Source organism: Methylobacterium sp. Leaf108 (assembly GCF_001423265.1).
GTDB lineage: Bacteria > Pseudomonadota > Alphaproteobacteria > Rhizobiales > Beijerinckiaceae > Methylobacterium.
On sequence record NZ_LMND01000005.1, the window covers coordinates 129,109 to 142,592 of the forward strand.

The following is a 13,484-nucleotide window of genomic DNA, read 5'->3' on the forward strand; positions in this document are numbered from 1 at the left end:
CATGGCCGCCTATGCCGTCCCCGCCCTCTACGCGATCGTGGTGTGGTGGTTCTCCACCGGCGTGATCCTGTTCCTCGACCTGCGGCCGCGGCATACCCATGGGTGGAGCATGGCGGCGGGCACCCTGGTGCTCGCCGGCGCGCTCTTCGCGATCGGCACCAGCGCCGGTGACGCCAGCGAGGCGGGGGTCTACACCGCCTTCACCGGCGCGCTGCTGGTCTGGGGCTGGCAGGAGATGAGCTACTACATGGGCTTCATCTCCGGCCCGCGCACCACCGGCTGCGCGCCCGGCACGCGGGGCTTCGCCCGCTTCCGGGCCGCGGCCGCCACCAGCCTGTGGCACGAGGCGGCGATCGTGGCCGGCGCGCTCGCCATCCTCGCCATGACCTGGGACGAGCCCAACCGGTTCGCCCTGTGGACCTACCTGATCCTGTGGGGGATGAACCTCTCGGCCCGCCTCAACATGTTCCTGGGCGTGCGCAACCTCAACGCGGAGTTCCTGCCCGCCCACCTGAGCTACCTGTCGTGCTTCCTCACCAACAAGCCGATGAACCTGCTGTTTCCCGTCTCCGTGAGCCTCGGGACGGCGCTCACGGTGATGCTCGGCATGGCGGCCTTCGACGGTGCGGCTCTCCCTCACGAGGTGGTCGGCCTCACGATCCTCACCACCATGATGGCGCTCGCCACCCTGGAGCATTGGTTCCTGATGCTGCCTCTGCCTGCGGCGGCCCTGTGGAACTGGAGCCTGTCGGGGGCCAAGGGATCGGCGCTCGACGGCGCCGAGGCCGGGCCCGCGGCCTCGGGCGATATCCATTAGGATCGCGCAACCCGGAGGGCGGCAGCGGCGCCGCCCGCCCGGTCACCGCCCCGTGCGCACCCGCGTCCAGGCCCGCGTCACGAAACGTTGCGTGCGGTCGTCCCAGGCCGTGTTGGTGAACAGCCGGGCCATGGTCGCCTCGTCCGGGTAGATGCCGGGATTGGCCAGGATCTCGGGCTTCACGAAGGATTTCGCCGCGAGGTTGCCGCTGGCGTAGGAGACGAAGTTCGCGTTGGCGGCGGCCACCTCGGGTCGCAGCATGTAGTCGAGGAAGGCATAGGCCTCCGCCGGGTGCGGCGCGTCCTTGGGAATGGCGAAGGCGTCGAACCACATCAGGGCGCCTTCCTTGGGGACAAGATAGGCGATCTCGACGCCGTTCTTGGCTTCCTCGGCGCGCTTCCTGGCCTGCATGACGTCGCCGGAGTAGCCGACCGCGAGGCAGATATCGCCGTTGGCCAGCCCGTTGATGTATTCCGAGGAGTGGAATTTCCGCACCGAGCCGCGCACCTTGTAGAGGGCGTCGGTGACCTGGGTGATGTCGTCCCAGCGCTTGCTGTCGGGCTTGAGGCCATAGGCCGGCAGCATGCTCGGGATCAGGTCCTCGGGGGAATCGAGCATCATCACCCCGCAGTCCTTCAGCTTGGCGAGCAGGGCGGGGTTGAGCACGAGGCTCCAGGTGTTGAGCGGCTGGCTCGCCCCGAGGCGCTCGCGCACCGCCGTCACGTTCACGCCGATGCCGGTGGTGCCCCACATGTAGTCGACGGCATGGAGGTTGCCCGGATCGTAGACGGACAGGCGCTGCGCGATCTCCGGCCAGGCGTTCTTGAGGTTGGGGAGCTTGCCCTTGTCGAGGGGCTGGAACACCCCCGCCCTGATCAGCCGCTGCAGGAACGGCCCGGAGGGCACCACCACGTCGTAGCCGGATTTGCCGGCGAGCAGCTTGGTCTCCAGGATCTCGTTGTTGTCGTAGGTGTCGTAGACGACCTTGATGCCGGTCTCCTTGGTGAAGGCCTCCAGCATCACGGGGTCGATGTAGTCCGACCAGTTGTAGATCGTGACGACGCGCTCGGGCGCCTGCGCGGCGGCCGGGCCGGCCCCGCACAGGGCGAGGGCGAACGCCGCGAGCAGGGCCCGGCGCTTCACCGGGCGGCCCGCGCGGCGACGACGACGATCTCGACGAGGTAATGCGCCTCGCACAGCCTGGCCTCGACGGTGGCCCGGGCCGGCGGGTTGCCGCGGTCGACCCAGGCCTCCCAGGCCTCGTTCATCTGCGCGAAGGTGGCGATGTCGGAAAGGTAGACCGTCGCCGAGAGGATGCGACCCTTGTCGCTGCCGGCCAGCGCCAGCAGGCGGTCGATCTGGCCCAGGATCTGGGCGGTCTGTTCGGTGACGCCGGTCCCCTCCGGCTCGGCCGCGGTCTGGCCGGCGAGGAAGACGAGGTCGCCGTGGGTGACCGCCTGGGACATCCGGGGGCCTGATTCGAAACGCGTGATCGCCGTCATCCGTCGGGTCCCGTTCATCGCGGCCCGCCCGTCGCGCGCCGCTCCACGGCCGCGTTTGTGCCGCGCGAAGGGCGCCGGCGTAAAGGGGCGGTTCGTCATGGGCGAATCGCACTGGCAGATCGCAGGCGGCGATCGTATGGCGGTGCGACAAAGTCGAGGGCGACCGCGCAACCGTTCCAGGGGTGCGGCGTTTGCTCTGCACGGAATGGCCAAGTCGCTTCGACCGCGGCTACGAGGATCGCACCATGGGTATCATCGGCACCATCATCATCGGCTTCATCGCCGGTATCATCGCCAAGTTCATCATGCCCGGCCCCAACGAGCCGTCGGGCTTCATCATGACCACCATCCTCGGCATCGTCGGCGCCTTCGTGGCCACCTTCATCGGCCAAGCCGTGGGCTGGTACGGCCCCAACCAGGGTGCAGGCTTCATCGGCGCCATCGTCGGCGCCATCGTGGTGCTGGCCATCTACGGCTTCATCGCCAGCCGCCGCACCACCACCACGTACTGATAACGGCTGAACCATCGCGGCGCGCACCCAGCGCGCCGCCCGACGAAAAAGGGGTGCCTCGCGGCACCCCTTTTTCGTGTCCGGGCCGGACGTCGTGGTCCGGCCCGCTCCATGGTGGTGGGGGTCAGGCGGCCTGCCGGGTCACCGACTTGATGGCGCAGTGACCGGTGGCGCCGCGCATGGCGAGGCCCGCGCCGACGATCAGGGCCGCCAGGCTCAACCACTTGTTCGGGCGGGGCTGCGCCGCGGCGGCGGCGATGCCCAGGCCGAGCACGACGGACACGGCCCGCTCGGTGGTGGTGAGGTTGCGCTCGCCGTTGAAGATGTCGGGGATCATGTCGTTGGCCATGGGGTATCTCCGTTTTCGAGGGATCGCGGGGCGAACGCCGCAAGCGCGGCCGCGTTCCGAACGAAGCGATAGTCTGCGACCCTACGGGCGCCGTCGGGGTCGATCGCAACTCCCGAGCGTGCCGTCCGGACGGCGTACCGGTCTCGGCCAAAAAAAGTGCGCGGCCCCGACGTTGGTCGAAGCCGCGCAAGGTGGGAGGGGAGGAACCCGGATCGCCATGACCGCGACCGGGAAAGGGAAAGACAGTGAAGGGGGCGGGCTACTCCGCGGCGAGGCCGGGAACCGCCCCGGTGGCACCGGATCGGGCAATGGCCGCGCATTCGCCGTCGGAATAGCCGAGGACGTCGCGCAGGATCTCGGCCGTGTGCTCGCCCAGGAGCGGCGAGCGAGTCACCTCGCACGGGCTCGCCGACAGCTTGATGGGGTTGCCCACCGTCAGATACGGCCCGCGGGTGGGGTGATCCACCTCCACCAGGGTGCCCGAGGCCCGAAGCGCCTCGTCCTCGGCGATCTCCTTCATCGAAAGGATGGGTCCGCACGGGATATGGAGCTCGTTGAGGACCTCCATCGCCTCGAACTTGGTCTTGGACATCGTCCAGGCCTCGATGCGGGTGAAGATCTCGTTGAGGTGCGGCAGCCGTGCCTTGGGCGTGGCGTAGTCCGGATGGGTCTTCCAGGTCGGCTCGCCGATGACGTCGCAGATCTTGGCCCAGACCGGCCCCTGCGTGATGAAATAGAGGTAGGCGTTCGGGTCGGTCTCCCAGCCCTTGCACTTGAGGATGCGCCCGGGCTGGCCGCCGCCGGAGTCGTTGCCGGCCCGCGGCACCGAATCCCCGAACGGGATGCCCTCGCCGAACTGGCTGTATTCGCGCAAGGGGCCGCGCTCGAGGCGCTGCTGGTCGCGCAGCTTGACCCGGCAGAGGTTGAGGACGCTGTCCTGCATCGCGCAATCGACCCGCTGGCCGAGGCCCGAATGGGTGCGGTGGAACAGGGCGGTGACGATGCCCAGCGCCAGATGCAGCCCGGTGCCGGAATCGCCGATCTGCGCGCCGCTCACCATCGGCAGGCCGGTGCGGAAACCGGTGGTCGAGGCGGCGCCGCCGACGCATTGGGCGACGTTCTCGTAGACCTTGCAGTCCTCGTAGGCCCCCGGCCCGAACCCCTTCACCGAGGCGAGGATCATGCGCGGGTTGGCCGCCTGGATCGCCTCCCAGGTCAGCCCCATGCGGTCGAGGGCGCCGGGCGCGAAATTCTCGACGAGGACGTCGCATTCCTTCACGAGGCGCCACATCACCTCGATGCCGGTGGGCGTCTTGGTGTCGAGGGTGATCGAGCGCTTGTTGTGGTTGAGCATCGTGAAATACAGGCTGTCCACGTCGGGGATGTCCTGCAGCTGCTCACGGGTCGCATCGCCGATGCCCGGCCGCTCGACCTTGATGACGTCGGCCCCGAACCAGGCCAGAAGCTGGGTGCAGGTCGGGCCGGATTGCACATGCGTGAAGTCGAGGATCTTCACGCCGTCGAGAGCCTTGCTCATGGGACGCTCCCAGATGGATAGCGGTCGGCGCAGGACCGGGAACGGCCCCGAAGGCCGACCCCAGCCGGTTTCCTCATCCTGAGGCGCCGGAGCGAAGCGGAGGCCTCGAAGGAGCCCGCCCGTTCGCGCGGTGATGTCCGGAGGTCTCCCTCGAGGCCCGCCGGGGCGGACACCTCAGGATGAGGACGCGGGGTGGTCGGATGCCATGGGACATCCGACCCCTTCGTGCCCCTACTTCTTCTTCACCACGCTCTGCGGGTTGAGGCTGCCGATGTTGCCGCTCTCGGTGCCGGCCTGGGGGTCGATTACCGCGTTGATGAGGGTCGGCTTGCCGGAATCCATCGCCGTGTTCACGGCCCGGAGCAGCTCGTCGGGCGTGGTGACGTTGACGCCGACGCCGCCGAAGGCTTCCATCATCTTGTCGTAGCGGGAGTCCTTGACGAACACCGTCGTGGCCGGATCGCGACCGGTCGGGTCGGTGTCGGTGCCGCGGTAGATGCCGTTGTTGTTGAACACCACGATGCAGACCGGCAGGTCGTAGCGGCAGATGGTCTCCACCTCCATGCCGGAGAAGCCGAAGGCCGAGTCGCCCTCCACCGCCAGCACCGGCTTGCCGGTCTCCACGGCCGCGGCGACAGCAAAGCCCATGCCGATGCCCATGATGCCCCAGGTGCCGACGTCGAGGCGCTTGCGCGGCTGGTACATGTCGATGATGCCGCGGGCGAGATCGAGGGTGTTGGCGCCCTCGTTCACGAGGATCGCGTCCGGCCGCTCCTTGATGACGGTGCGCAGGGCCCCGAGCGCGCCGTGGAAGTCCATGGGCGCCGCGTTCTTGCGCAGCTTGCCCGCCATCTTGGAGAGGTTCTCCTCCTTCTTGGCGGTGATCGCATCGGTCCAGGCCGCGGGCGGTGCCGCCCAGTCCTTGCCCATGCCCTTGAGGAGGGCCTCGACGCAGGACTCGATGTCGCCGACGACCGGGGCGACGATCTCGACGTTCGAGTCCATCTCCTTGGGCTCGATGTCGATCTGAATGAACTTCTTCGAGCCGGGCGCACCCCAGGTCTTGCCCTTGCCGTGCGACAGAAGCCAGTTGAGGCGGGCGCCGATCAGCAGGACCACGTCGGCGTCCTTGAGGACGAGGGAGCGGGCGGCGCCGGCCGACTGGGCGTGGGTGTCGGGCAACAGGCCCTTGGCCATGCTCATGGGCACGTAGGGGATGCCGCTGGTCTCGACCAGCGTGCGGATCGCCTCGTCGGCCTGGGCGTAGGCGGCGCCCTTGCCGAGCACGATCAGCGGCCGCTTGGCGCTCTTGAGCACGTCGAGGGCGCGGGCGATGGCGGAGGGGGCGGGCAGCTGCGCCGGCGCCGCGTCGATCACCTTGACCAGCGACTTCGCGCCGGCCTCGGCCTCCATCACCTGGCTGAACAGCTTGGCCGGCAGGTCGAGGTAGACGCCGCCCGGACGGCCCGAGACGGCGGCGCGGATGGCCCGCGCCACGGCGATGCCGATGTCGGCCGCATGCAGCACGCGGAAGGCGGCCTTGCACAGGGGCTTGGCGATGGCGAGCTGGTCCATCTCCTCGTAGTCACCCTGCTGCAGGTCGACGATCTCGCGCTCGGAGGAGCCCGAGATCAGGATCATCGGGAAGCAGTTGGTGGTGGCGTTCGCCAGAGCGGTGAGGCCGTTGAGGAAGCCCGGCGCCGAGACGGTCAGGCAGATGCCCGGCTTCTTGGTGAGGTAGCCGGCGATGGCCGCGGCATTGCCGGCGTGCTGCTCGTGGCGAAAGGAGATGACGCGCATGCCGGCGGCCTGCGCGAGGCGGCCGAGGTCGGTGATCGGGATGCCGGGCACGCCGTAGATGGTGGTGATGTCGTTGAGCTTGAGCGCGTCGATGACGAGGTGGAAGCCATCGGTCAGCTCGGGCTCCGGCGTCATGACGGGGCCGTTGGCGGGGGTCGTCGGGTTGTCGGGCGACGTGCTCGTGGTGACGTCGGACGCGGAAAGACCGTTGTCGGTGACCGTGCTTCTATCCATGATCGTTCCCTCCGGGTCGTGGCGCATCGTTTGAGTGCGGCGCCGTTTCTTGATCGTGTCCGACGGCGTGACGTCCCGCATCGGTCGGGCACTGGTGGGGCCTGCGCTGAAGGCGCGGGACCGCTTCGAGCCTGCAACGAGGACGGGTGGCCCGACTCGTGTGCGCTTTTCGATTTGCCAGTTTCAGAATGGTGGCATACCAAATACCAGGTGTCAAACCTGCGTCGGTTGGCCTCAAGCGGCGGGTTTCGGGGAAAACGGGGGAGGCGGCCCGATGACGGCCTGGCGGGACCGGCGATGCAGATCCGGGCGACGATGGCGGTGCCGCTGTGTTCGCCATGCGAGGACATCGAGCGATGAGCTGGGTATCGGCCGGGCGATCATCGGTCGGTTTTCTTGTGTTTTAAGACCGAATTTGGCATGCGTGGCACCAAACGCGTTCCGTGCCGAGCGTCGTGTAGCTTCGTATCTGGTGAAAAAATGACGACGTCGGACACCTTTCGAGTCAAGTCCATCGCTGCGACTTCGAGCCTGCGCGCCCTCGCCTATGCTTCCCTGAAGGAAGCGATCACGAACATGAATATTTACGGGCAGCGCGAGGAGGTCCGCCTCGACGAGCGAAAGCTGTCCCTGGACCTCGGCGTGAGCCGCACGCCGGTGCGCGAGGCGCTCACGGTGCTCGAACAGGAAGGGTTCGTGCGGTTCGAGGCGCGCCGCGGCGTGTTCGTCATCAAGAAGACCAAGCGGGAGATCGTGAGCATGATCCAGGCCTGGTCGGCCCTGGAGAGCATGGCGGCGCGACTGGCCTGCGAGCGGGCTTCCGACGAAAAGCTGCACAGCCTGCGCCACCAGTTTCCCGAGTTCTTCGAGGGCCAGCCGTCGGACCACCTCTACGAGTACTCGGAGGCCAACATGCGCTTCCACCAGACGATCATCGCGCTCGGCCAATGCGAGGTGATCGAGGACATCACCAGCAACCTGCTGATGCACGTCCGCGGCATCCGCAACACCGCCCTGCGCCAGGGCGACCGGGCGGCCGACTCCATCAAGGAGCACGTCAAGATCATCGACGCCCTCGAGGCCCGGGACGCCGACCTCGCCGAGCGCCTGGTGCGCGAACACGGCCTCGGCCTGGCGCGTCACGTCGAACAATACGGCGACTATCTCGCCTGATCGGCGCGCCCCTCCGACGGTCCTTGGGAGCCTCACGATCCCGGGAGGCGCGTCGTCCCTGCCCCCGGGAGGAGGTCGGGACGACGCGCCATCGCGCGGGCGCCGCACCGGACCGTCGCGGTCAGCCCCTCGTCGTCTGTCGTCCGTCCCTCACGCGGCCTGCGCGATCGGGGCGGGGGAGGGGGCGTCCATCGCACGCAGGTAGACGTCGAGCAGGGTCTCGTGCTCGTCGCGCTCGTCCTGGTCGAGCTTGCGCAGCTTGAGGATCTCCTTGAGGATCTTGACGTCGAGGCCTTCGCCCTTGGCCTCGGCGAACACCTCCTTCTTGCCCTCCATGAGCCCCTTGATCTCCTCGTCGAGCTGCTCGATGCGCTCGATGATCGACCGAATGCGATCGCCCGCGATCCCTACCGTGTCGGACATGGTGACTCCCTGATGCCTGAGGAGCGGCAACCTCGATCAATCGGGTAAGCGGGAGGTTAAGGATGGCCGGCCGCCGGCACGAGGGCGCGCAGGTCGGCGACGAGGTGGTCGATCCGGGCCGGGTCGGCGTCCCAGGAGAACATGAACCGGGCCGCCCCGCCGATGAAGGTGTAGAAGCGCCAGCCCCTGCCGCGCAGGGCCTCGGCGACGGCCTCGGGCAGGGCGAGGAAGACGGCGTTGGCCTCCACCGGAAACAAGGGTGCGAGGCCGGGCAGGCCCGCCAATCCCTGCGCGAAACGGCGGGCGCAGGCGTTGGCGTGGGCGGCGTTGCGCAGCCAGGTGCCGCCCTGCAGGAGCCCGACCCAGGGGGCGGAGAGGTAGCGCATCTTCGAGGCGAGCTGGCCGGCCTGCTTGCAGCGATAGCCGAAATCCTCGGCCTGCGCGGGATCGAAGAACAGGATCGCCTCGCCGGCGGGCAGGCCGTTCTTGGTGCCCCCGAAGCACAGGACGTCGACGCCGGCCTTCCAGGTGATGTCGGCCGGTGCGCACCCCAGGCTGGCGCAGGCGTTGGAGAAGCGCGCCCCGTCCATGTGCAGGCTCAAGGACAGCTCCCGGCACACGGCGGCGATCGCCGCGATTTCTGCGGGCGTATAGACCTGCCCCGTCTCGGTGGGCTGGGTGATGGTGACGACGCGGGGTTTGGGGAAGTGGATGTCCTGGCGCCGCGTCGCCAGCGTCCGGATCGCGGCCGGCGTCAGCTTGCCGTCGACGCACGGGGCGGTGAGCAGCTTCGAGCCGTTGGAGAAGAACTCCGGCGCGCCACACTCGTCGGTCTCGACATGGGCGGAATCGGCACAGATCACGCTGTGATAGGACTGGCAGAGCGAGGCCAGGGCCAGCGAGTTCGCGGCGGTGCCGTTGAAGGCGAGGAACATCTCGCATTCCGTCTCGAACAGCGCCCGGAAGGCGCTGGCGGCCCGCGCCGTCCAATCGTCGTCGCCGTAGGCCGGGGCGTAGCCGGCATTGGCCTCGGCCATCGCCGCCCAGGCCTCGGGGCAGACGCCGGAATAATTGTCGCTGGCGAATTGCTGCGGGGCGTCGGTCATCGCGGGGTCCGTCAAGCGAGGGTGGTGCCGGCGAGGTAGTGCAACGGCCGCGTCTCGCACAGCGCGGGCCGGACCTCATACAAAATCCGTTCGATTGCTTCGCAATGCGGATTTTGGCTTCGCTCACGCGCCCGGCGTCGTCCAGTCGAAGGAGCGTTCCACCGCCTTGGTCCAGCCGCTGACAAGCGTCGTGCGCAGGCTCTCGTCCATGGACGGGTGCCAGCGGCGGTCGACGCCCCAGTTGGCGACGAGGTCGTCGGTGCCGTTCCAGTAGCCGGTGGCGAGGCCGGCGGCGTAGGCCGCGCCCAATGCCGTGGTCTCCACGACCTTGGGGCGCACCACCGGCACGTTCAGGATGTCGGCCTGGAACTGCATGAGGAGGTCGTTCCTCACCATGCCGCCGTCGGTGCGCAACTCGCTGATGCCGATCCCGGAATCCTGCGCCATCGCCTCCAGCACCTCGCGGGTCTGGTAGGCGGTCGCCTCCAGCGCGGCGCGGGCGATGTGGCCCTTGTTGGCGTAGCGCGTGAGCCCGGCGATGACGCCGCGCGCGCTCTCGCGCCAATGCGGCGCGTAGAGGCCGGAGAAGGCGGGTACGATGTAGACGTCGCCGTTGTCGGCGACGGTGCGGGCCAGGGGCTCGATCTCGTCGCTGTGGCCGATGATCCCGAGGTTGTCGCGCAGCCATTGCACCAGGGCGCCGGCGATGGCGATGGAGCCCTCCAGGGCATAGACCGCGGGCCGGTCGCCGAGCCTGTACCCCACCGTGGTGACGAGGCCGCAGGTGGAAGCCACCGGCTGGGCCCCGGTGTTCATGAGCACGAAGCAGCCGGTGCCGTAGGTGTTCTTGGCTTCGCCGGCGGCAAAGCAGGTCTGCCCGAACAAGGCCGCCTGCTGGTCGCCGAGGATGCCGGCGATGGGGACGCCGGTAAAGGGCGTGCGGGTCTCGCCGTAGACCGCGCTGGACGAGACGATGGCCGGCAGCATCGCGCGCGGAACGTCGAATGCGGCGAGCATGCCGGGGTCCCAGTCGAGGGTGTCCAGCGCCATCAGTTGCGTGCGGCTGGCGTTGGTGACGTCGGTGAGGTGGAGGCCGCCCTCGGCTCCGCCGGTGAGGTTCCAGACCAGCCAGGTGTCGATGGTGCCGAACAGGACGTCCCCCGCCTGCGCCCGCTCCCGCGTGCCCGGCACCGCATCCAGCAGCCAGGCGAGCTTCAGGCCCGAAAAGTAGCTCGCCAGGGGTAGGCCGGTGACGGCGCGGAAGCGGTCTTTCCCGCCGGCTTGCGCGAAGCGGGCGACGAGGCCGTCGACGCGGGTGTCCTGCCAGACCAGGGCGTTGTGGAGCGGCCGGCCGGTGCGGCGGTCCCAGACCAGCGTGGTCTCGCGCTGGTTGGTGATGCCGAGGGAAAGGAGGTCGGTGGGCGCGATCCCGGCCGCCTCCAGGGCCTCGCGCATGACGATCCGGGTGTTGCGCCAGATCTCCAGGGGGTCGTGCTCGACGTGACCGGGCTTGGGATAGATCTGCTCGTGCTCGCGCTGGGCCGAGCCGACGATGTCACCGCGCCGGTCGAACACGATGAAGCGCGTGCTGGTGGTGCCCTGGTCGATGGCGCCGACGTAGCTGCCCATGATCGTCCCTCCTCATGGCCGTCTCTCCCGCCCCGACGTGTCTTCCAGGGCCCGGTCCTGGTCGGTCCGGTCCTGGCCGATCCGGTCCTGGCCGATCCGGTCCTGCGATCGGACGTCACGCCGCCGCCGCGCGCCCCTTCAGGTAGGCGGCGAGCCGGGCCTGTCCCTCGGGTGGGATCCGCAGGCCGAGCTTCGAGCGGCGCCACAGGATGTCGTCGGCCGAGCGAGCCCATTCGTGGATGGTCAGGTAGTCCACCTCCACCGCCGTGAGATCGTCGCCGAACCGCTCGCCGAGGTCGGCGAGAGAGTGGGCCGCGCCGAGCAGGCGGTCCACCCGGGTGCCGTAGGCGCGGGCGAGGCGCCGCGCCAGGGCCGGCGGCAGGAACGGCTTTCGCAGCCGCAGATCGGCCAGGAAGCGTTCGAGATCGGCCCCGGGCATGTCGCCGCCGGGCAGGGTGCTCCCCGCCGTCCAGGCCGGCGTGAGATCGGGCGCGTAGGGCGCCAGCTTCTCCATGGCGTGTTCGGCCAGACGCCGGTAGGTGGTGATCTTGCCGCCGAACACCGAGAGCACCGGCAGCCGCCCGTCGCGGTCCGACAGGTCGAGGACGTAGTCGCGGGTCACGGCGGAGGCGTTCTTTGCGGCATCGTCGAACAGCGGGCGCACGCCGGAAAAGCTCCAGACCACGTCGTCGGGGCCGATGCGCCGCGCGAACGAGCGGTTGATGCAGTCGCACAGGTAACGGGTCTCGTCGGGCGAGATCGCCACCGGGCCGGGCTCGCCGGCATGGGGCACGTCGGTGGTGCCGACGAGCGTGAAGTCGCGCTCGTAGGGGATCGCGAACACGATGCGCCGGTCGGGCTGCTGCAGGATGTAGGCGTGCTCGCCCTCGTACATCTTCGGCACCACGATGTGGCTGCCCTTGACGAGCCGCACCGCCGCGCGGCTGGCGATGCCGAGGGTGCTCCCCAGCGTCTGGCCGACCCAGGGGCCGGCGGCGTTGACGACGATCCTCGCGTGTACGGTCTCGATGCGGCCGGTGGCGATGTCGCGCAGGTGCGCGATCCAAGTCCCGTCGTCGCGCCTGGCCGCATCCACCGCCGTGCGGGTGCGGATGTCGGCGCCGCGCTCGCGCGCATCCATGGCATTGAGCACGACGAGGCGGCTGTCCTCGACCCAGCAGTCGGAATAGGCGAACCCCCGGGTCAGGCGCGGCTGCAGCGGCGCCCCATGGGCGCCGGCGCGCAGCCGCACCGAGGCCGAGCCGGGGAGGGTGCGCAGCCGGGCGAGGTGGTCGTAGAGAAACAACCCCAGCCGCAGCATCCAGGCCGGGCGCAGGCCCTCGTCGTGGGGCAGGACGAAGCGCAAGGGCCAGATGACGTGCGGAGCCTGGGCGAGCAGGCGCTCACGCTCGGCCAGGGCCTCGCGCACGAGGCGGAACTCGTAGTACTCGAGATAGCGAAGGCCGCCGTGGATCAGCTTGGTCGAGGACGACGAGGTGAATTCGGCGAGGTCACCGCGCTCGCACAGGAGCACCGTGAGGCCGCGCCCGGCCGCGTCCCGCGCGATCCCGGTGCCATTGATGCCGCCGCCGATGACGAGCATGTCGTAGGTCGTCGGCTGCACCCGTTCCCCTCCCGTGGCGCTCGGCGTCGCCCCGTCAGACTTTCACAGGTGGTCGTCCGGCGCGAGGCGAAACGCGTCCTCTGCGCAAAGGGCCTCAGGCGCGCGCCAACGGCGAGTCGTCGTAGCGGGCCAGGAGATCGGCCGCGTCGCGGTAGACCGCGATGCATCCGGCTGCGATCAGGTCGGCCTCCGCCCATCCGCCGCAGGTGAGGCCGACGACGCGCAGGCCCGCTTTGCCGGCGGCCTCGGCATCGTAGGGCGTGTCGCCGACCACCAGCGCCTTCTCCGGAGAGAGATCGCCGAGGCGGTCGAGGGCGGCGATAAAGATGTCGGGATGGGGCTTGCTCCGCTCGGCATCGTCCGAGGAGGTCTCCTCGTCGACGAGGTCGGCGATGTCCGCCAGTCTCTTGTACCCTGCGAGCTCGTCGCCCTTGGCCGAGGAGGCCAGCGCGATCCGGGTGCCGTCGGCGATCAGCCGCTGCATCAGCGCGCGGACCTGCGGGAAGGGACGGATCGTCGCCAGGTAGCGTCCATGCAGGATGCCGCCGCGATGCGCCTGGAGGGCCTCGCCGCGTTCCGCGATCTCGCTGTCCGAGAGGAACACCGGCAGGAGCTGGTCGCCACCCTTGCCGATCTGGGCGCGCAGGTCGGCGAGCGGGATGTCGTGGCCGAAGTCGGCGAAGGCGTCCTGCCAGGCACGGGCGTGCTGGTCGTTCGAATCGATGAGCGTGCCGTCGACGTCGAAGATCACGGTCTCGGGCATGGGGGACGGCTCCTG

General features: G+C 69.2%; 13 protein-coding genes. 3 read left to right on the forward strand and 10 right to left on the reverse strand.

Annotated elements, in window-relative coordinates; genetic code table 11:
* Position 1 precedes the first annotated feature (1 nt).
* On the forward strand, positions 2–817 hold the full coding sequence (gene puhE, locus ASF39_RS05895) for a putative photosynthetic complex assembly protein PuhE (RefSeq protein WP_055882192.1): 816 nt from the start codon (positions 2–4) through the stop codon (positions 815–817).
* 42 nt (positions 818–859) lie between these two features.
* On the opposite strand, the gene ASF39_RS05900 is transcribed toward puhE, so the two are convergent.
* Both ASF39_RS05900 and ASF39_RS05905 read right to left on the reverse strand, forming a co-directional pair.
* On the reverse strand, positions 860–1,945 hold the full coding sequence (locus ASF39_RS05900; protein WP_244472294.1) for a polyamine ABC transporter substrate-binding protein: 1,086 nt from the start codon (positions 1,943–1,945) through the stop codon (positions 860–862).
* Positions 1,946–1,956: 11 nt separating this feature from the next.
* Positions 1,957–2,319, reverse strand: a complete 363-nt coding sequence (locus ASF39_RS05905; protein ID WP_055882184.1) for a RidA family protein — start codon at positions 2,317–2,319, stop codon at positions 1,957–1,959.
* A gap of 245 nt (positions 2,320–2,564) precedes the next feature.
* Here ASF39_RS05905 and ASF39_RS05910 point away from each other — a divergent pair, with 245 nt between their 5' ends.
* Entirely contained in the window at positions 2,565–2,831 is a 267-nt protein-coding gene (locus ASF39_RS05910) for a GlsB/YeaQ/YmgE family stress response membrane protein (RefSeq protein WP_055882181.1), read from the forward strand.
* 124 nt (positions 2,832–2,955) lie between these two features.
* On the opposite strand, the gene ASF39_RS05915 is transcribed toward ASF39_RS05910, so the two are convergent.
* The 3 genes from ASF39_RS05915 to oxc form a co-directional block, all read right to left on the reverse strand.
* Positions 2,956–3,180 carry a DUF2892 domain-containing protein gene (locus tag ASF39_RS05915; protein ID WP_055882178.1) on the reverse strand — a complete coding sequence of 75 codons (225 nt, stop codon included), beginning with the start codon at positions 3,178–3,180 and terminating at the stop codon, positions 2,956–2,958.
* Positions 3,181–3,439: 259 nt separating this feature from the next.
* Positions 3,440–4,717, reverse strand: coding sequence for a formyl-CoA transferase (frc, locus tag ASF39_RS05920; protein ID WP_055882175.1), 1,278 nt, complete (start codon positions 4,715–4,717; stop codon positions 3,440–3,442).
* Positions 4,718–4,948: 231 nt separating this feature from the next.
* Entirely contained in the window at positions 4,949–6,652 is a 1,704-nt protein-coding gene (gene oxc / locus ASF39_RS05925) for an oxalyl-CoA decarboxylase (RefSeq protein WP_055882415.1), read from the reverse strand.
* 579 nt (positions 6,653–7,231) lie between these two features.
* On the opposite strand from oxc, the gene ASF39_RS05930 reads away from it, so the two are divergent.
* Complete coding sequence (locus tag ASF39_RS05930) at positions 7,232–7,924, forward strand: GntR family transcriptional regulator (RefSeq protein ID WP_055882172.1); 693 nt, start codon at positions 7,232–7,234, stop codon at positions 7,922–7,924.
* A gap of 150 nt (positions 7,925–8,074) precedes the next feature.
* On the opposite strand, the gene ASF39_RS05935 is transcribed toward ASF39_RS05930, so the two are convergent.
* From ASF39_RS05935 to ASF39_RS05955, 5 genes are all read right to left on the reverse strand, one after another.
* Positions 8,075–8,347 carry a DUF2312 domain-containing protein gene (locus ASF39_RS05935; RefSeq protein WP_055882168.1) on the reverse strand — a complete coding sequence of 91 codons (273 nt, stop codon included), beginning with the start codon at positions 8,345–8,347 and terminating at the stop codon, positions 8,075–8,077.
* Positions 8,348–8,403: 56 nt separating this feature from the next.
* Positions 8,404–9,453: a low specificity L-threonine aldolase gene (locus ASF39_RS05940; RefSeq protein ID WP_056281845.1), complete on the reverse strand. Its 1,050-nt coding sequence runs from the start codon at positions 9,451–9,453 to the stop codon at positions 8,404–8,406.
* A gap of 123 nt (positions 9,454–9,576) precedes the next feature.
* Positions 9,577–11,082: a glycerol kinase GlpK gene (gene glpK / locus ASF39_RS05945; RefSeq protein ID WP_056281848.1), complete on the reverse strand. Its 1,506-nt coding sequence runs from the start codon at positions 11,080–11,082 to the stop codon at positions 9,577–9,579.
* Between the two features lie 115 nt (positions 11,083–11,197).
* Positions 11,198–12,706 (reverse strand): glycerol-3-phosphate dehydrogenase, encoded by a 1,509-nt coding sequence (glpD, locus tag ASF39_RS05950; RefSeq protein ID WP_280137196.1) that lies wholly within the window; start codon positions 12,704–12,706, stop codon positions 11,198–11,200.
* 94 nt (positions 12,707–12,800) lie between these two features.
* On the reverse strand, positions 12,801–13,469 hold the full coding sequence (locus ASF39_RS05955) for an HAD family hydrolase (RefSeq protein ID WP_056281851.1): 669 nt from the start codon (positions 13,467–13,469) through the stop codon (positions 12,801–12,803).
* Positions 13,470–13,484: the final 15 nt, after the last annotated feature.